Annotated in this window: 19 protein-coding genes; 16 read left to right on the plus strand and 3 right to left on the minus strand. The window is 59.8% G+C overall.

Annotated features, from left to right (window positions below; all coding sequences use genetic code 11):
• Window positions 1-11: 11 nt before the first annotated feature.
• The 16 genes from BMX27_RS13000 (at window position 12) to queF (ending at window position 13,336) form a co-directional block, all read left to right on the plus strand.
• Complete coding sequence (locus tag BMX27_RS13000) at window positions 12-140, plus strand: GpE family phage tail protein (protein WP_090160238.1); 129 nt, start codon at window positions 12-14, stop codon at window positions 138-140.
• Entirely contained in the window at window positions 133-2,421 is a 2,289-nt protein-coding gene (locus BMX27_RS13005; protein ID WP_177172722.1) for a phage tail tape measure protein, read from the plus strand. Before BMX27_RS13000 ends, BMX27_RS13005 begins: the two co-directional genes overlap by 8 nt.
• On the plus strand, window positions 2,414-2,812 hold the full coding sequence (locus BMX27_RS13010) for a phage tail protein (RefSeq protein ID WP_256212525.1): 399 nt from the start codon (window positions 2,414-2,416) through the stop codon (window positions 2,810-2,812). The genes BMX27_RS13005 and BMX27_RS13010 overlap by 8 nt, the downstream gene beginning before the upstream one ends.
• A complete protein-coding gene (locus BMX27_RS13015) occupies window positions 2,809-3,018 on the plus strand; it encodes a tail protein X (protein WP_090160240.1) in 210 nt (69 codons plus the stop codon). The genes BMX27_RS13010 and BMX27_RS13015 overlap by 4 nt, the downstream gene beginning before the upstream one ends.
• Window positions 3,015-3,998, plus strand: coding sequence for a phage late control D family protein (locus tag BMX27_RS13020; RefSeq protein ID WP_090160241.1), 984 nt, complete (start codon window positions 3,015-3,017; stop codon window positions 3,996-3,998). Before BMX27_RS13015 ends, BMX27_RS13020 begins: the two co-directional genes overlap by 4 nt.
• 154 nt (window positions 3,999-4,152) lie before the next feature.
• Window positions 4,153-4,359, plus strand: a complete 207-nt coding sequence (locus tag BMX27_RS17135) for a zinc finger domain-containing protein (protein WP_143056824.1) — start codon at window positions 4,153-4,155, stop codon at window positions 4,357-4,359.
• Window positions 4,313-5,224, plus strand: a complete 912-nt coding sequence (locus BMX27_RS13030) for a DNA cytosine methyltransferase (protein WP_090160242.1) — start codon at window positions 4,313-4,315, stop codon at window positions 5,222-5,224. Before BMX27_RS17135 ends, BMX27_RS13030 begins: the two co-directional genes overlap by 47 nt.
• A gap of 183 nt (window positions 5,225-5,407) precedes the next feature.
• On the plus strand, window positions 5,408-6,307 hold the full coding sequence (locus tag BMX27_RS13035; RefSeq protein WP_090160243.1) for a DNA-processing protein DprA: 900 nt from the start codon (window positions 5,408-5,410) through the stop codon (window positions 6,305-6,307).
• 65 nt (window positions 6,308-6,372) lie between these two features.
• Window positions 6,373-6,951 carry a hypothetical protein gene (locus BMX27_RS13040; RefSeq protein WP_218144663.1) on the plus strand — a complete coding sequence of 193 codons (579 nt, stop codon included), beginning with the start codon at window positions 6,373-6,375 and terminating at the stop codon, window positions 6,949-6,951.
• A 67-nt stretch (window positions 6,952-7,018) separates the two neighbouring features.
• On the plus strand, window positions 7,019-9,034 hold the full coding sequence (locus BMX27_RS13045) for an ATP-binding protein (RefSeq protein ID WP_090160245.1): 2,016 nt from the start codon (window positions 7,019-7,021) through the stop codon (window positions 9,032-9,034).
• Between the two features lie 362 nt (window positions 9,035-9,396).
• Window positions 9,397-9,864: a transcriptional regulator NrdR gene (gene nrdR / locus BMX27_RS13050; protein WP_056035826.1), complete on the plus strand. Its 468-nt coding sequence runs from the start codon at window positions 9,397-9,399 to the stop codon at window positions 9,862-9,864.
• The gene (ribD, locus tag BMX27_RS13055) at window positions 9,861-10,961 is read left to right on the plus strand and encodes a bifunctional diaminohydroxyphosphoribosylaminopyrimidine deaminase/5-amino-6-(5-phosphoribosylamino)uracil reductase RibD (RefSeq protein ID WP_090160246.1); all 1,101 of its coding nucleotides are present in this window, start codon (window positions 9,861-9,863) and stop codon (window positions 10,959-10,961) included. The genes nrdR and ribD overlap by 4 nt, the downstream gene beginning before the upstream one ends.
• Before the next feature lie 132 nt (window positions 10,962-11,093).
• The gene (gene queC, locus BMX27_RS13060; protein WP_090160247.1) at window positions 11,094-11,795 is read left to right on the plus strand and encodes a 7-cyano-7-deazaguanine synthase QueC; all 702 of its coding nucleotides are present in this window, start codon (window positions 11,094-11,096) and stop codon (window positions 11,793-11,795) included.
• A complete protein-coding gene (queD, locus tag BMX27_RS13065; RefSeq protein WP_090160248.1) occupies window positions 11,795-12,148 on the plus strand; it encodes a 6-carboxytetrahydropterin synthase QueD in 354 nt (117 codons plus the stop codon). Before queC ends, queD begins: the two co-directional genes overlap by 1 nt.
• On the plus strand, window positions 12,145-12,855 hold the full coding sequence (gene queE, locus BMX27_RS13070) for a 7-carboxy-7-deazaguanine synthase QueE (protein WP_090160249.1): 711 nt from the start codon (window positions 12,145-12,147) through the stop codon (window positions 12,853-12,855). Before queD ends, queE begins: the two co-directional genes overlap by 4 nt.
• Window positions 12,856-12,874: 19 nt before the next feature.
• Window positions 12,875-13,336, plus strand: coding sequence for a preQ(1) synthase (gene queF, locus BMX27_RS13075; RefSeq protein ID WP_090160250.1), 462 nt, complete (start codon window positions 12,875-12,877; stop codon window positions 13,334-13,336).
• A 16-nt stretch (window positions 13,337-13,352) separates the two neighbouring features.
• Here queF and BMX27_RS13080 read toward each other — a convergent pair whose 3' ends face one another.
• The 3 genes from BMX27_RS13080 to BMX27_RS13090 all read right to left on the minus strand — a co-directional run bounded on the left by BMX27_RS13080 (window position 13,353) and on the right by BMX27_RS13090 (window position 16,459).
• The gene (locus BMX27_RS13080) at window positions 13,353-14,762 is read right to left on the minus strand and encodes a sensor histidine kinase (protein ID WP_090160251.1); all 1,410 of its coding nucleotides are present in this window, start codon (window positions 14,760-14,762) and stop codon (window positions 13,353-13,355) included.
• 165 nt (window positions 14,763-14,927) lie between these two features.
• The gene (locus tag BMX27_RS13085; protein WP_256212526.1) at window positions 14,928-15,569 is read right to left on the minus strand and encodes an N-acyl amino acid synthase FeeM domain-containing protein; all 642 of its coding nucleotides are present in this window, start codon (window positions 15,567-15,569) and stop codon (window positions 14,928-14,930) included.
• A gap of 68 nt (window positions 15,570-15,637) precedes the next feature.
• A complete protein-coding gene (locus BMX27_RS13090) occupies window positions 15,638-16,459 on the minus strand; it encodes a class I SAM-dependent methyltransferase (protein ID WP_371260145.1) in 822 nt (273 codons plus the stop codon).
• Between the last annotated feature and the right edge of the window lie 320 nt (window positions 16,460-16,779).

Genomic DNA, 16,779 nt, shown 5'->3' on the forward strand with positions numbered 1-16,779 from the left:
CCGGCGACACCATGGCGGATATCGCCGTGGTGTTCGGCTGGGGCCCCGATGTCACCGGCCCCATGACACTGGACGATCTGGCCTACTGGTGGGCCAAGGCCCGCGACCGCGCACCACGACAGGAGGATGACGATGACTGACATGAATATCGCCCTGATCCTGCGCCTGGTGGACCGCGCGACAGGACCGGCTAAGCAAGCCTTGCAACAGGTCGAGCGGGTCAGCAACCAGATCGGCCAGGCGGGCCTGCGCAACCTCGAACGCGCCGACGCGATCGGCGAGATGGCCGACCGCCAGCAGGCGCGCATCGTGGGACAGGCAGCCGGGCTTGCCAGCATGGCCGCCGGGTTCTGGGCGATGACCGAACCGGCGATCGAGGCTGAGGCCCGCATGGCCGAGATTGCCAAGGTCGTGGATTTCGACAGCGAGAACGGGTTCGTCGATCTGCAACGCGATATCGCGGCGCTGGTCACCTCGGGCGGGCTCTACGCCACGTCGCAGGGCATCATGGATATCGTCGCGGCTGCCGGACGCATGGGGGTCGTCGATGCCAACCTGCCCGACGCGGAAAAGCGTGCGCAGCTTCTGGAATTTGCCGAGGCCGCGACGGTGATGGGCGTGGCCCTTGGCGTATCAGCCGAGACCGCGGGCGAGACGCTCGCACGGTGGCGCGCGAACCTGAACCTGACCCAGGACGAGGCCATGCAGCTTGGCGACATGGTCAACCTGCTGGGCAACACCATGGCCACGAATGAGGCCGATATCCTCGCTGTGCTGAACCGTCAGGCGGTTCTGTCCGACGTGTCCGGTCTGGCCACCAGCGAGATCGCGGCGCTGAGTGCCACGCTGCTGGCGGCGGGCAGCAGCCCCGAGATCGCCGCCACGGGCATGAAGAACTTCATCAACGCGATGACCGTCGGCCGAAGTGCCACGGCCCGGCAAAAGGCTGTGTTTCAGGAGCTGGGCATCGACGCCGAGGATCTGGCGCGGGCGATGCAAGAGGACGCCAGCGGCGCGATCCTGTCGGTGCTGGATGCGCTGAACGAGATGGAGCCCTATCGTCGGTCGTCGCTGGTCGGTGATCTGTTCGGCGAGGAAGGCAAGGCTGCGATCATTCCGCTGATCGCCCAGACCGACACCCTGCGCGTCGCACTTGCCGCGACCGCAGACAGCGCGTCATTGCTTGGCTTGATGGAGTTGGAATACGCCCGCCAGGTCGAGACGACCAAGGCGCAGCGCGCCCGCACCATCGAATACTTCAAGACGCTCAGCGTGGTTGTCGGATCGCAGCTCTTGCCGATGCTGAACGACATGCTTGAAACCATCATGCCGGTCATCGGGCGCACGGTTGAATGGGCCGAGGCGAACCCGCAACTGATCCAGCAGCTTGGCTGGCTGGCGGCGGGGCTGTTTGGCCTGTCGGTTGCATCCTTTGCGGTCAGTCTGGCGCTGTTGCCGCTGTTGCGTCTGGTCAGTGTCGGCGTCCGTCTGTTCGGTTGGATGCAGATCGCCCTTGGTGTCGCCGGTCGGGCCGCCAGTGCCTTGGGCCGGGGTCTGATCCTGCTGGCCACCAACCCCGTCGCTGCCCTCGGCCGTCTGTGGGCGGCGACCGGGATCGTGGGCCGCGCGCTGATCTGGCTGGGCCGCCTCGCGATGCGGCACCCGCTGATCCTGACGCTGGCACTGATCGCCTATGCCGTCGATGCCATCTACCAGAACTGGGACGGAATCGTCGCCTATTTCACCGACAAGGTGAACCGGGTGAAGGCGGCGTTTCAGGACGGGCTGATCGACGGCGTGTTCCAGGTCATCAAAGACTTCAACGGTTTCACGCTGATCTTTGACGCGGCCAGCGGGTTCCTGGAATACCTGACCGGCTGGTCCTTTGAGGATGTCGCCGCCAGCATCGCGTCGATCACCGATCACCCGTGGTTTGATATGGGCGTCGAGATGATCCAAAGCCTCGGCGCGGGCATCTGGTCGGTGCTGACCGGGTTGGTCGAGACGATCAAGGCATCGCTGGCCGCGATCGTGCCGCAGTGGATGATCGACGGGATTGCGCTGATCAAGGACATAGGCGCAACCCCGGACGCAGCCCCGGCGATGGCAGCGACCGCAGGCGTTGGTGGCACTTCCGCCGGACGCCGTGCCCTCGGCGGTCCCGTCCGGGCCGGTGGCATCTACGAGGTCAACGAACGCGGGCAGGAATTCTTTGCCCCCGGCCAGTCGGGCAGCATCATCACCGCCCGCGACGCGCGGCGGGCCGGTGCCGCACCCACGCGCAGCGTCAGGTTCGGCGACATAGTCATCAACGCGGCCCCCGGCATGGATGCCCAGGCGGTCGCGCGGGCGGTCAAGCGCGAGCTGGCGGACCTGATGGATACCAGCCGAGCCCTGCACGACGGGGGTTTTTATGAATAGCCTCGTGATGATGGCGCTGGGGGTGTTCCGGTTCGGCGTGGCGGGAGCGGATTATCAGACCTTCCGCCGCACGGCCGCCTACCGGTGGGAACAGGTGGACCGCATCGGCCGCCAGCCTGCCGCACAGTTCGCAGGCCGTGGCACGGAAAGCGTCACCCTGTCCGGTGTGATCTATCCGCACTTCAAGGGCGGGCTGCGTCAGGTCGAGCTGATGCGCTTGCAGGCCGGACTGGGGCAGCCGCTGATCCTGGTCGATGGCCTCGGGTTCATCTGGGACCGCTGGGTCATCACGTCGGTCGAGGAAACCAAATCGGTGTTCATGGCCGACGGGGCCCCGCGCAAGATCGACTTTGCCGTCGATCTGCAAAGCTACGGAGGCGACCGGGCATGACACCATATGTGACCCGCCAGGGCGACGTCGTCGATCTGATCGCCCATCGCGAGCTGGGCGATGCCCGGCTCTGCACCGCGATTCTGGACGCGAACCCCGGTCTGGCCGCCGCCGGTGCGGTGCTGCCCGATGGTTTGCTGATCATGCTGCCGGACGCCGCCCCCGCGCCGACCCGCACGACAATCCGCCTCTGGGGTCGCACGTGACGCCCGCGGTCCGCATCATCGCCGCCAACACGGATATCACCGCGACCATCGCCGACCGGCTGATCTCGCTGTCCGTCACCGATGAGGACGGGCTATCGGCCGACACATTACGCCTGAAGGTCGATGACCGCGACGGCCGCATCGCGGCCCCCGAGACCGGCGTCGTCCTGGACGTCGCTCTGGGCCACGTGGGCCAGCAGCTGGTCCCGGTCGGTCTCTTTGCCGTGGACCGCGTGCGCGGCACGGGCATGCCGCAGACCCTGACGATCGACGCGACCGCCGCCGACATGACCGGCCCGCTGCGCGCGCCGCGATCGCGCGGCTGGACCGGTCAAACGCTGGGCCAGATCGTCGAGACCATCGCGGGCCGGGTCGGGCTGGAACCGGTCGTCGCCGATGCGCTCGCCACCATTCGCTACCCCTTCCTCGCCCAGACCGCCGAGAGCGATCTGAACTTTCTGACCCGCATCGCACGAACGCTGGACGCCACCGCCAAGCCCGCAGCCGGTCGCCTGGTCGTCATGCCGCGCGGCACGGGGCGGGACGCGACCGGTGCATCGATCCCGCCCGTGGCCATCGACCGCACCGATCTGTCCGACTGGTCCTGGGATCGCGGCGCGCGCAAGGCCTACGCCAGCGTGACGGCCGAATGGGGCGACATCGCGGGCGGCCAGACCGTCAAGGTCACCGTCGGCAGCGGCAATCCCGTCCACCGGCTGCGTCACGTCTATGCCACCGCCGCCGACGCGCAGCGCGCCTGTGCGGCCGAGCTTGCCATGTCTGACCGGGCGCGGCTGACGCTGGACGGCATGCTGCACCGCTTCAACGGCGATCTCTTTGCAGGCGGGACGATCCGCATGTCCGGCCTGCGGGCCGAGCTGAACGGCGACTGGCTGATCCGCAAGGTCACGCATGATCTGGCCGGCGCACTCACGACATCCTTCTCCACTGAACGCGGGGCAGATCAGACGGCCCCGTAAGGGCCGTTGAACACCCCCTTAAACGGGGGGCCAAAGGGTGCGCCAACACCCTTCGACACGGGGAAAGTTTCGACGCAATCCCGCCGACCGCAAGGAACTTACAGCCGCCCCCTCCCTCATGAGGGACGGCCACTGTGAGGCGATTCTATATCCCATGGCTACCCATGAAATCCGTTGCTCGGGCTGTGCCCGATTGCTATTCAAAACCGACGGCGCAGACTTCGGCTGCAAGATCAGCATCAAATGCCCCCGATGCCGCGCCTTCAATCATCTGAGGCCCCAGACGAGCCCCTCACCGAAGCGACCCGATCGCGATGGAAAGGACCCCTCGTGTGGCTCTTCGTACCCCCGAACGACATGACGACTTTTGCGGCATCAGCCTTTGCGCCGGTGTCGGCGGACTGGATCTCGGCCTTCACCTCGCAGAACCCGGATATCGCACTGTGTGTTATGTCGAGCGAAACAGTTTCGCCGCGTCCACTCTCGTGGCACGGATGGCGGACACGTCCCTGGCTCCGGCTCCTGTCTGGGACGATCTCAAATCCTTCGACGGCCGCCCGTGGCGTGGCCGCGTTCATATCGTCACTGCCGGATATCCGTGCCAGCCGTTCACCCTGTCTGGCAACCGGCGCGGACGCGACGACCCCCGGCACCTCTGGCCCTATGTTGCACGTATCATCGACGAAGTCCGACCCGAGTGGTGCTTCTTCGAGAACGTCCCCGGCCATCTGTCCCTGGGCTTCCATGATGTCGCCCGAGACCTTCAAGGCATGGGCTACCGGGTTGCAGCGTGCGTCGTATCAGCGGCGGAAGTCGGCGGGTCTCACCTACGCGAACGGATGTTCATTCTGGCCCACGCCGACCTACCTGATGGGCGGCAACAGGACGAGCATCCGCGTGGGACCGGGGCGGTTTCAGTTCATCGCGGACCAAAACCAGAAGGGGAGCCAGGTCGGCCTGATCATGGCCGCCCGGTGCTGGGTCATGATGTGGGACCTATTGAAGGCCACGGGCTGGACGCCCGGACCGCTCGTCTCTTCCCCCCGATGCCAGGTGACTTTGCTGCCTGGGGCGCTGCACTCCAAGGAGGCGCTGCATCTCAACCCGTCCTTCACCGACTGGATGATGGGCTGGCCCTCAGGGTGGACCGATCCGCTGCAGCCGGTAACGGCGTGGTCCCGCTGGCTGCAGCAAGGGCGTGGCGTTGGCTGAGGGGCTGTTTTTGAGGGCGGACGGGGCGGAGAGCGGCCGTTCGCTGCAAGTGCGAGGTTACTATGTCATAATCCCCCAAGCCGACACTCGGGCAACATTGTATTGTCGCTATTTATAGGCCATCTTGACCAGACCAGTTGGGGAGATATTCCCGCGAAGGGAGACGCAAATGATTATCGTTAGCGAGTTGTCATGCCATGAATAGCCTGGCGTTCGAAGATGATTCGCGACCATCACGTTCGATCATCTCGCCCCGGCGGGAATTGGGTGCGTATGAAGCCCTGTTCATGCAGCAAGGTGCAACATTCAAGACATTGGCTGACAAGTTTGCCGCTGATGCGACTGCATTGCCGTCTGATTTCGTATCACACACAGAGGCTGATCAGACAGCAACGTCGGTCATCGAAAAACTGCATAAATCTGGCGTCTATCAGTTTGGTGTACGCATCAACAAAGCTGGTGACTACCCGGTCAAATTGCGCGATGCAAAGCATCCTGTGGAACTCCTCTACTATCAAGGCACTTGGGAACTTACTGAGATGCGCGGCCTTGCAGTCGTTGGCAGTCGCAAGCCTTCAGAAGAAGGGACTAGACGGGCCGGGCGACTCGCGAGAGAGCTTGTAGCTCGTGGCTTTTCCGTCGTTTCTGGCCTTGCCACGGGTATCGATAAGGCTGCTCACACCGCCGCTCTAGAAGCGGGTGGGCGAACCATTGCGGTCATCGGTACGCCTCTGGGTGAGAATTATCCTAAAGAGAATGTTGAGTTGCAGGCCCGTATCGCCAAAGAGCACTTGCTGGTCTCGCAGGTTCCCGTCTTGAGGTATGCGGTCCAGCCCTTCCATCACAAGCGATACTATTTCCCCGAACGCAACGCGACGATGAGTGCGTTGACGGAGGGTACCATTATCGTCGAAGCGGGAGAGACGTCAGGAACGCTGACGCAGGCACGTGCAGCCCTTTATCAGGGCCGTAAGCTTTTCATCTTGGAGAGTTGCTTCAACAACCCTGCGATCACTTGGCCAGCCCGCTTTGAGAAGGAAGGAGCGATCCGTGTCCGGGACCCTGAAGACATTTGGAAAGCCCTGCAATCAGGATGAGGCTAACAGAAGTTGATGATCTTATCAGGGGCGACCACAGCGCGCTAGAGGCGGGTGACAAGTGCTTGTTTCTGCGAGAGTATAAGGCTAGCGCAGGGTATGAAGGTGAGACGAACAGCCTTATCTGGAACCTTAAAAAGAAGCCCAGTGAGCGCAGGATCAAAGGCGGCTGGCATCACAAAGGTCGGGCCATCAGTCAGGCCTCGCGAGAACTTGCAGCGTCTTTAAATCCAAAGTGGCTGGACCACGCCACGCTAGTGCCGGTTCCGGGTTCTAAAGCGGCTGGCCATCCTGATTATGATGACCGCATGGAGCAAATTTGCCGGGGAATTAGGCCAGGTCTTGATGTTCGCTGTCTAGTGACTCAGGCCGCATCGACCGAAGCGTCACATTCAGCAGGCGACGGCAACCGTGCTTCAGTTAGTGAGTTGTTGTCCAACTATCAGTTGGATGAAGCACTTGCCGAGCCAGCCCCTTCCGGTATCGGTATCTTCGACGATGTCCTGACCGTTGGACGGCACTATCGCGCCATGCATACCATTCTGTCCAAGAGGTTTCCTGGTGTTCCGATCACAGGCATATTCATCGCTCGGACAATCCATCCTAATCCATTTGGAGATATAGACCTATCTGACTTGATTTGATGCAAGGTGGGTTGAGCCTAAATGTTAAACGACGCCATAGGGCGACTTTTTATAAGGTAGACTGACCATGGCAGAGGCGCATTACAGGGTTCAGGTCGAACGTGACCACCTTAAAAAACTTGCAAGCGCAAAACCTATTCAGGGACTCTCGGAACTGATCTGGAATGCTCTCGACGCCGACGCCACTCGTGTTGACGTGGAAATTGATAGCGATGACATTTCTATGCGGTCAGTCACTGTTCGGGATAATGGGCACGGCATTCCGCACGGCGAGGTGGAAGCATTATTTGGGCAGCTTGGCGGCTCTTGGAAGCGCGGCGGTGTGACCTCAAAGGGCAAGGGCCGTATCCTTCATGGAAAAGAGGGCAAAGGCCGCTTGCAAGCTCTTGCATTAGGACGCTCGGCCGTTTGGTCGGTTCGCTATCGTGATGGAAAAAAGCTGTTGGGTTATCGCATCTCATTGTTGAAGGATGACCTCGTCGACGTCCGTGTCTCCAACCCAGAAGAGGTAGACGCGGCCCTGGGTGCCGGTGTTGAAGTGACAGTGTCAGAATTGGACCGGACTTACCGGTCTTTGGAACCGACAAAATCCGTTCAATCACTTTCTGAAGTCTTCGCGCTCTACTTAACTGATTATAAGGATGTTTCTGTTTTCGTCGAAAGCGAGAAGCTAGACCCAAGCCAGGCCATAGTCGAGAAGACGAGTTTCGAACTTGAGCCAATTTTCGTTACTGAGGGGGATACGGTCACCAAGTACCCAGCAGCTTTTGACTTAATTGAGTGGAAGTCGGCTTCAGATCGATGGTTCTTCTTATGCGGCTCACATGGGTTTCCATTTGTTCGGACCCAACCCGGTTTCAATACGCCAGGCTATAAATTTTCCGCTTATTTAAAATCGACGTATATCGACGCACTTCAGGAACGGGGTGATTTGACGCTGCCAGAGATGAATGATGCGTTAGCAAAAACCCGCGATGCAGCGGCGGAGCTTATTAAGGCTCACTTCAGTTCCAAGGATGTTGAGACTGCCAAGACAGAAATCGACCAGTGGAAAGATGAAGAAATTTATCCATTCAAAACCGAACCTCGGACATCAGTCGAAGTGGCAGAGCGGAAAGTGTTTGATATTGTCGCACTGAACGTAAACAAGCATCTACCCGACTTTAAAGTTCAAAGTTCCAAGAGCCGTGCATTTCAAATGCGTATGTTGCGTCAGGCCATTGAGCGCGGCCCGGATGAATTACAGCATATTCTGACGGAGGTTTTGGATCTTCCTGAAAGAACTCAGCGTGAGATGTCTAAGTTGCTAGAGGAAGCAGACCTTGCTAACGTCATCAGTGCATCACGCCTTGTAGCTGACCGGCTGAAATTTGTTAACGGTCTTGAAGCCCTACTATTTGATAAAGACAGCAAAAAATTATTTAAAGAACGTAGCCAGCTCCACCGTATGATCGCAGAGAACAATACTTGGATATTTGGCGAGGAGTTCAATCTCACGGTCGATGATAAGTCTCTGACGGAAGTCCTTCGGAAACATCAAAAGCAGATAGGCAAGGCGACCGTAATCGATAGCCCGGTTAAGCGAATTGATGGCAAGACTGGAATTGTCGACCTCATGCTGTCGCGTGCTGTACCCCAGAGCCGGGCGGACGAGAAGGAACACTTGGTTGTTGAACTCAAACGACCCAATTGCACGATCGGATCAGACGAAATCAGCCAGGTAGAAAAATATGCGTTCACTATCGCAGATGATGAAAGGTTCCGGCACGTCAAAACTCGCTGGAGCTTTTGGGTGATCTCGAATGAACTGGACGGGTATGCCAAGACCAAGACTCGACAAAAAGATAGTCCACCAGGCAGAATATTTCTTTCTGAAGACGGTAATGTTGAGGTTTGGGTGAAAAGTTGGGCCGAAGTTCTGACTGCGTGCAAGGCGCGCCTACACTTTGTTCAGGAAACATTGAAGGCCAATGTCGATAAAGAGTCGTCGCTGCAGTACCTTAAGAAGACCTACGACAAATATCTCGTGGGCGTCGCGGATGAATATTCTGAGATTGTGGAGCCAAGCGAGGTCGAGCCGTAGTACTGGACCGACTCTCTGGGTAGGTGCGGCCCTCCACAGCATCCGACAGCCTAAATGCCTCCACTGAGGATAGAGAACTGCTCGCGGAGTAATTTCGTTCCGTTTTCAAAAAAAATCGCTTGCTGCAACTTTAACTGTCACGCACTGCAAAACCTGCTGTCACGCTACAGCTGTCACGCTACAGTCACGCTACACACGCACTACAAAACCTGCTGTCACACGACGCCCCTGATGCATCCGGGACTCACCCTCGCAGCAACATCATGCGGGTTATCCACAGGGCTACCCAAAGTGTGGGCCCAATCCTATAGTCGATGTGGATAAGTGGGGTTCAGCCCCCAGGACAGGACAAGGAACGGCCCATGCGTTGCCCCTTTTGCGGAAATGTCGACACTCAGGTCAAGGACAGCCGCCCCGCCGAGGATCATGTCGCGATCCGCAGGCGCCGCTTTTGCCCCGCCTGTGGCGGTCGTTTCACGACCTATGAACGCGTCCAGTTGCGTGACCTTGTCGTCATCAAATCCAATGGCCGACGCGAGGATTTCGACCGCGACAAACTGGAGCGGTCGATCCGGATCGCACTTCAGAAGCGCCCGGTCGAACCCGAGCGCATGGACCAGATGATCTCGGGCATCGTGCGCCGACTGGAGAGCATGGGCGAAACAGACATCCCCTCGGGCACCATCGGCGAGATCGTGATGGAGAGCCTCGCGCGGATCGACACTGTGGCCTACGTCCGTTTTGCCAGTGTTTACAAAAACTTTCAGGCGGCTGACGATTTCGAGAAGTTCATGGAAGACCTGCGCCCGAACACCAAGCCGGACGTATGACGCCCGAGATCAGGTTCATGGAACTGGCGCTGTCGCTGGGACGGCGCGGGTTGGGTCAGGTCTGGCCGAACCCGGCGGTGGGATGCGTCATCGTACGGGACGGGGTCATCGTCGGACGCGGGCACACGCGGCGCGGCGGCAGGCCGCATGCCGAACGCGTGGCGCTGGATCAGGCAGGCGAGGCCGCGCGCGGTGCTGTGGCCTATGTCACGCTCGAACCCTGTGCGCACCACGGTCAGACGCCGCCCTGCGCCGATGCATTGGTTGCCGCAGGCATTGCCCGCGTCGTGGTCGGCACCGGGGATCCTGATCCGCGCGTGGCGGGCCGGGGCCTGGACATTCTGCGTGCAGCAGGCATCGCCGTGACCACGGGAGTCTGCGCCGCGCAGGCGCAGGACGCAAACGCGGGCTTTCTGAAATCGGTGACACAGGGTCTGCCCTGGGTCACGCTGAAACTGGCCACCACGCTGGACGGACGGATCGCGACTGCGACAGGCGAAAGCCGCTGGATCACCGGCCCGCAGGCCCGCCGTGCGGTGCACGGGCTGCGCGCGACGCATGACGCGGTGCTGGTGGGGGCCGGAACGGCCCGCGCCGATGACCCGGCGCTGGACGTGCGCGATCTGGGTGATGTGCGTCAGCCGGTCCGTATCGTTGTCTCGCGCGATCTGAATTTGCGGGTCAACGGGCGATTGGGACAGACCGCCCACCTGCAACCGGTCTGGATCGTTCACGCGAACGACGCCGAAACACGCGACTGGTCATCGACCGGGGCGACATTGATCCCCTGCCCCCTGCACCACCATCAGATCGACATGCTGGCTGCCTTGCAAGAGCTGGCGCGCCGCGGATTGACCCGCATCCTGTGCGAAGGCGGCAGCCATCTGGCCGCGTCGCTGCTGCATGCCCGCCTCGTGGACGAGGTGGTGATGATGCAGGCAGGCTGCATGATCGGGGCGGATGGTCTGCCGTCCATGGCTGGCCTGGGCACACGCGAGTTGGGCGATGCGCCCCGGTTCGATCTGATCGAGACCCGCGCCTTGGGCGGCGATGTGCTGCACCGCTGGCGACCGCGCCGCAGCCACGCGGACGGCTGACCGGCCCCAGCCCAGACGTAAACGCCTGCGGCATGCTGATCCAGCGGTCACAACTTGGCATCCGCCGTGAATTGGTCTAAGCGGCACTCTCCGGTCGCAGCCTACCCGGATATCAAAACAAGGGTTAAAAAAATGAAGACGATTGTCATCTGCTCCGGCGGACTCGATTCAGTGTCGCTTGCGCATATGGTGGCGGCGGAGCATCAGCTGACGCGACTTGTGTCGTTCGACTATGGGCAGCGCCACCGCAAGGAACTGGATTTCGCGGCCCGCTGTGCCGGGCGGCTGGGCGTGCCCCATGACGTCATCGATTTGCGCGGGATCGGTGCTGCCCTGACGGGATCGGCGCTGACCGATGACGTGGATGTGCCCGACGGACACTACGCCGAAGAAAGCATGCGGATCACGGTCGTGCCGAACCGCAACGCGATCATGCTGGCCGTGGCATTCGGCGTGGCGGCCGCCAATGGTGACGATGCGGTGGCGACTGCGGTGCACGGGGGCGATCATTTCATCTATCCCGACTGCCGGCCTGCCTTTACCCAGGCGTTCGAAGCCATGCAAAAGGCTGCGCTGGACGGCTATGCGGATGTGTCGCTGTACACACCCTTCGTGAACCGGACCAAGGCAGATATCGTCACCGCAGGCGCGCGCCACAGCACACCGTTTGCAGACACATGGTCCTGCTACAAGGGCGGCGAAGTTCACTGCGGACGCTGCGGCACCTGCGTCGAACGGCGCGAGGCTTTTGACTTGGCGGGGATCACCGATCCCACAACCTATGCCGACCCCGATTTCTGGGCCCATGCCATCGCCGCAAAGGAAGGTGTCTGATGTACCGGATCACCAAGGAATTCCATTTTTCCGCCTCTCACAAGTTGAGCCATTTGCCCGCAGATCATCAATGCGCGCGCCTGCATGGTCACAACTACATCGTGGTGGTGGAATTGGCCGCGCCGACGTTGGACAGCGATGGTTTCGTACGCGACTACGGAGAGCTGAAGGCGCTCAAGACCTATATCGATGACACCTTTGACCATCGCCACCTGAACGATGTGCTGGACGTCCATTCCACGGGCGAAAACATGGCGCGGCATTTCTACGACTGGTGCCGGGCGCGTTGGCCCGAAACCACTGCGGTCAAGGTCAGTGAAACGCCCAAGACCTGGGCGGAATACCGGCCGTGACCCGGCTGCGCATCGTCGAAATATTCGGACCCACGGTTCAAGGCGAAGGCGCGCTGATCGGGGAACCGACCGTGTTCGTGCGCAGCGGCGGCTGTGACTATCGCTGCAGCTGGTGCGACAGCATGCATGCGGTTGACCCGGCGTTTCGCGCGTCCTGGGCTGCAATGGATACTGCCGAGGTCTGGGCCAAGGTGCAGCGCCTGTCGGGGGGCCAGCCACTGACCGTATCGCTGTCGGGCGGCAACCCGGCCATTCAGGATTTCGCGCCGCTGATCGCGTTGGGTCAGGCGCAAGGATACCGTTTCGCTTGCGAAACCCAAGGATCCATCGCCAAACCCTGGTTCGCCGATTTGGACACATTGGTGCTGAGCCCGAAACCACCATCAAGTGGGGAAACTGTCGATTGGGATGCCTTTGACACCTGCTGTCAGGCCGCCCGTGGCGCGGCCGCGGTCGTGATGAAGATCGTGATTTTCGACGACACGGATTACGCCTGGGCGCGGGCAGCGGCGGACAGATATCCGCATCTGCCGCTGTATCTGCAACCGGGCAATCCAGAGGTCGATCCCGACCGCGCGGTCGATCCCCAACGCCTGTCCGACAGGTTGCTGTGGCTGGTCGACAAAACGATGAACGACAACTGGTTTGCCCCGCGCATTCTGCCGCAATTGCACGTGCTGCTGTGGGGCAACAAACGCGGGGTGTGACCCCGTAGAGGAGACGACAATGGAAACGATTTACAGCGATCTGAAACAACTGGGCGACCAGACCAAACTGCCAAACACACCCGAAGAGGCCGTGTTGGAACGTGTGGCCAACCCGCAGGCCGATATCGCCTATTGCGTGCGGTTTACCGCGCCAGAGTTCACATCGCTGTGCCCGATGACCGGTCAGCCCGACTTTGCCCATCTGGTGATCGACTACGTCCCTGGGGATTATCTGGTCGAATCCAAATCGCTGAAACTGTTTTTGGGGTCATTTCGCAACCACGGTGCGTTCCACGAGGATTGCACGATCTCGATCGCGCGGCGTCTGGTCGATTTTCTGAACCCGCAATGGCTGCGCATCGGTGGCTATTGGTATCCGCGCGGTGGCATTCCCATCGACGTGTTCTGGCAGACGGGCGCCGTCCCGCAAAACGTGTGGATCCCGGATCAGGGCGTGCCGCCCTATCGCGGTCGGGGCTGATCTGCGACGTCGGACGTCAGGCGACCTGTGACAGATACGGGCCGCCATCGTCCGTGTCAGCATCCCCGATCAGCCGATCGAATTCCACGAAAAAGGTCGAGCCGACACCAAGTTCGCTGGTGTAGTCGATGAGGCCACCGTGCTGTTCGACAATCAGTTTCGAGATGTTCAATCCCAGGCCCGTGCCACCCACCTTGCGGATATCAGAGGAATCGACTTGCGTGAAACGGCCGAACACGCTTTCGCGGGCGCCGTCGGGGATGCCCTGACCGTGGTCGTGAACGGACACGCGCGTCCGCTGACCAAAGGTTTCGACCTGCACCGTGACCGTGCCGCCCTTTTCCGAGAACTTGATGGCGTTCGACAGCATGTTGTTCATCACCTGGATCAGTCGTTTGCGGTCACCAGCGATTAGCGCATCCTGGGCGCACAGATCGGTTTCCACCACGATCCCAAAGTTGCTTGCGTATCCTGCGATGCTCTCGGCGGCCTCTATCGCAAGCGTGTTTACCGAGATCGGGTGTAGATCGAATACCATCTCGCCTGCCTCGATCTTTTGCATGTCGAGCAGATCCTCGACGAGGTCGGCCAGGCGTCGCGCATTGCGCGCCGCAATCGTTATTGCAGGTTTGAGGTTGTCTGGCACAGCACCGAGCCGGTTGCCGTTTATCAATTCCAAAGAGCCGATGATCGACGTCAGCGGCGTGCGCAGCTCGTGGCTGACAGTGGCCAGAAACCTGGTCTTGATCTCAAGTGCCGCCTTAGCCCGGGCGTGCTCTTGTTCGATGCGTCGGAGTTGCTGATAGCGCTCGCGATAGCCCTGATTGAACTTGATCGAGATATCGCAGAGGAAATAAAGCACAAAGATGACCGTAAAGAATTCCAGCCAGATCGGCGAGGAAAACGCGGGTAGCTCTCGCATCACGTCAAGCAGCGCAATCGTCAGAAACGCGATGCCGTAGATGCCTAGCCGGAGCAGGAGAATGCCGATCATTTGGCTGTTGTGCATCGCCGCAAAGACAGAGGCCGAAAACAGCAGGAACAGCGGCGTGAAGTGACCGCCCGATGTTTGCTGGATCGCCATGTTCACGCTGAAAATGCTGATTGCAGTGGCGCTGATCAAGGTATTGATCGTGATGCGCCACAGAATCGCCCGCCCGACGGCGCGGTTCCGACCGTCCCAATTCGCCGCAACCGAACCCAGACGCAGATCGAGGATCTCTGAAAAGACGACGAAAGCGTAGCACAGCACGACTGACGAGGGATCGAAATAGAATGCCGCAAGAATCGCAGCGGCAAGAAAGCTGGCCTGCCGTTTCCAGATCAGCTGATTGGAAAGCGCGATGTAGTCCTTGATCTTTTGTTCACGACCATGAACGCTGAACCACCTGCGCGGCGACGCAAAGAGAGCCTGTAAGAAGGTCATTGTAACCTCTGATGCAATTCCGAGGTCCGGTTTAACCAGAAGTTGTGTTCTAAATTGGACGCATGAGAGGTTCGATCGAAAGAAGTGCAAAACTCTGTTAAGAGTTTAGTAGCATTTTATTGAATATGGTTCGGTTCCCGTTGGGTAATCCGCCGGCAACGTCGGTCAGGCCGCGGCGGTGCGTCTGTCCTGCGACGGTACATACACACCGGCGAGGTCGGGAAACGCGATGTCGGACTGGGGCATATCGGCAATGGGGCCGAAAACCGGGGTCCGCGACAACACGGCGGCGCGTTGTTCGCGCACGTTTGTCGTCAGCAAGTGAATGGGTTTGGCCAACCCGGGATAACTGCGCGGATCAAGCATCGGCGCATAACCAAGATAGCGGCGATAGAATGCCATATGTTCGGAGCGCACGGGCGCGAGCGCCAGATCGACGTCGTAGAAAAGTGCCGCCATGAACGGAATGCGCAGCACCAGAAAATGCAATGATACCCGCTGCTTGCGTGCGGATGGATCAATCACGAAACGCGTGGGATCAAGGACGGTCCTACCCTGGCCGAAACCGGACGTGATTTCGGGGAACACTTCTGCGGTGGGGGAAACCGCCGACAGTTCCGACATCAGATGCAACCGCACCGCCGCGAGCAATTTGCCGTTGGTCTCGACCGCGATGTGAAGGCAATTGGCCGTGTCATCGTAGGCGTCGTGCATGATGCCTTGCGCGTTTGCGGCGATCGACCCTTCGGCACGATAGCAATCGTATCGCAGGCGGTAGATATCATCGAGGTCACGATCGTCTGTCATCACGCGGTACCGCGACTGACGCAGTGCATTCAAAACCCGCTCATTCATGTTGAGGTCTCTTTGATGGGTCACAGATCAATCGCGCGGCAGACCAGCAGGTCACTGTATCCGCGATAGACGACCTCTTGGCGCAGGATCTCGAATCCGGCATCACGGACCGCAGTGGCAAGTTCGTCTCCGCTGTGTGTCCAGTAGGTGCCATCCTCTTGCGATGACCGGATATTCGCGTTCTGTTTCGCGATTTCACGCCCCTGCCAGAAAATCCGGCATGCACCAAGCAGACCATGTTCCCGCCGCAGATGACCAAAAAGGTAGCGCCGCCAATCAGAGACATTCATCTCGCGTCCCAGATCCACGAGATACAGCAACCCGCCCGGTCGCAGCATGCGGCGCATGTCTGCCAGACGATCCTCCTGGTCCGGCATGGCATACAGGGAATGGATCGAAACGATCAGATCGGCATCGCCCGGCGCACCGGCAGATTCCAGTCCCGCATTTTCAAATATGATGTTGTCGTGGTCCGAAAGCTTTCGCTGCGCGACGCCCAACATTCCGGAATCAGGTTCGATAAAGCGAATCTGACTGTTTGGGCAGCGACGCGCGATGATCTGCGAATAGTTTCCGGTCCCGCCGCCAATATCGTAAATCACCGACGGACCGTTCAATTGCGACAAAAAGCCCTCAAAACCAGAGAGAAGGGACTGATACTCTGGGTTGTGCGCTGACAACAGATCATAGGCGGTCGCGTAGGCTTGCCAATCGGTCTGCGCTGCGCGCCTGCCCTCTCCCTTTGAAAAAATATTATTATTTTCAACGGAATGTGCGGACATGGCTGCGATACCTCTGGCAACAGGATCTGGAAATGTCCCGAACTGCGCCGGGCATAACATCACTATAGGTTGCAAATTAAATCCGGCACAACCCGGACCGAGAACAGTTTCGATGTTATGCAGATATTAACCTCGGTTTGAGAACAATTTGCCGGATCGCAAAGTTCAAAAAGGTTAATCTAGATCAAGAATCTTTAGCGGACAAACATGCCAGCTCATGATTTGCGCGGAAATCAGGCAAAATTGAATCAGAGACGCGAGACCCATTGCCGCGTCGTTTTTTCAACAAGTTGAAACGTTTGCAGCCCGATCGGCATGTCCAGACAGGGAATGGTCCTTGGATGTTTTTTCACCCCGCCCACGTTGGCGATCTGGCCCCC

It is taken from the genome of Loktanella sp. DSM 29012 (assembly GCF_900110705.1).
Taxonomy (GTDB): domain Bacteria; phylum Pseudomonadota; class Alphaproteobacteria; order Rhodobacterales; family Rhodobacteraceae; genus Loktanella; species Loktanella gaetbuli.

What these genes read in the sequence shown, in the direction of transcription:
- BMX27_RS13000 (WP_090160238.1), top strand. Translation starts at nt 12, where the DNA reads ATGGCGGATATCGCCGTGGTGTTCGGCTGGGGCCCCGATGTCACCGGC.
- BMX27_RS13005 (WP_177172722.1), top strand. Translation starts at nt 133, where the DNA reads ATGACTGACATGAATATCGCCCTGATCCTGCGCCTGGTGGACCGCGCG.
- BMX27_RS13010 (WP_256212525.1), top strand. Translation starts at nt 2,414, where the DNA reads ATGAATAGCCTCGTGATGATGGCGCTGGGGGTGTTCCGGTTCGGCGTG.
- BMX27_RS13015 (WP_090160240.1), top strand. Translation starts at nt 2,809, where the DNA reads ATGACACCATATGTGACCCGCCAGGGCGACGTCGTCGATCTGATCGCC.
- BMX27_RS17135 (WP_143056824.1), top strand. Translation starts at nt 4,153, where the DNA reads ATGGCTACCCATGAAATCCGTTGCTCGGGCTGTGCCCGATTGCTATTC.
- BMX27_RS13030 (WP_090160242.1), top strand. Translation starts at nt 4,313, where the DNA reads ATGGAAAGGACCCCTCGTGTGGCTCTTCGTACCCCCGAACGACATGAC.
- BMX27_RS13035 (WP_090160243.1), top strand. Translation starts at nt 5,408, where the DNA reads ATGAATAGCCTGGCGTTCGAAGATGATTCGCGACCATCACGTTCGATC.
- BMX27_RS13045 (WP_090160245.1), top strand. Translation starts at nt 7,019, where the DNA reads ATGGCAGAGGCGCATTACAGGGTTCAGGTCGAACGTGACCACCTTAAA.
- nrdR (WP_056035826.1), top strand. Translation starts at nt 9,397, where the DNA reads ATGCGTTGCCCCTTTTGCGGAAATGTCGACACTCAGGTCAAGGACAGC.
- ribD (WP_090160246.1), top strand. Translation starts at nt 9,861, where the DNA reads ATGACGCCCGAGATCAGGTTCATGGAACTGGCGCTGTCGCTGGGACGG.
- queC (WP_090160247.1), top strand. Translation starts at nt 11,094, where the DNA reads ATGAAGACGATTGTCATCTGCTCCGGCGGACTCGATTCAGTGTCGCTT.
- queD (WP_090160248.1), top strand. Translation starts at nt 11,795, where the DNA reads ATGTACCGGATCACCAAGGAATTCCATTTTTCCGCCTCTCACAAGTTG.
- queF (WP_090160250.1), top strand. Translation starts at nt 12,875, where the DNA reads ATGGAAACGATTTACAGCGATCTGAAACAACTGGGCGACCAGACCAAA.
- BMX27_RS13080 (WP_090160251.1), bottom strand. Translation starts at nt 14,762, where the DNA reads ATGACCTTCTTACAGGCTCTCTTTGCGTCGCCGCGCAGGTGGTTCAGC.
- BMX27_RS13085 (WP_256212526.1), bottom strand. Translation starts at nt 15,569, where the DNA reads ATGACAGACGATCGTGACCTCGATGATATCTACCGCCTGCGATACGAT.
- BMX27_RS13090 (WP_371260145.1), bottom strand. Translation starts at nt 16,459, where the DNA reads ATGTTATGCCCGGCGCAGTTCGGGACATTTCCAGATCCTGTTGCCAGA.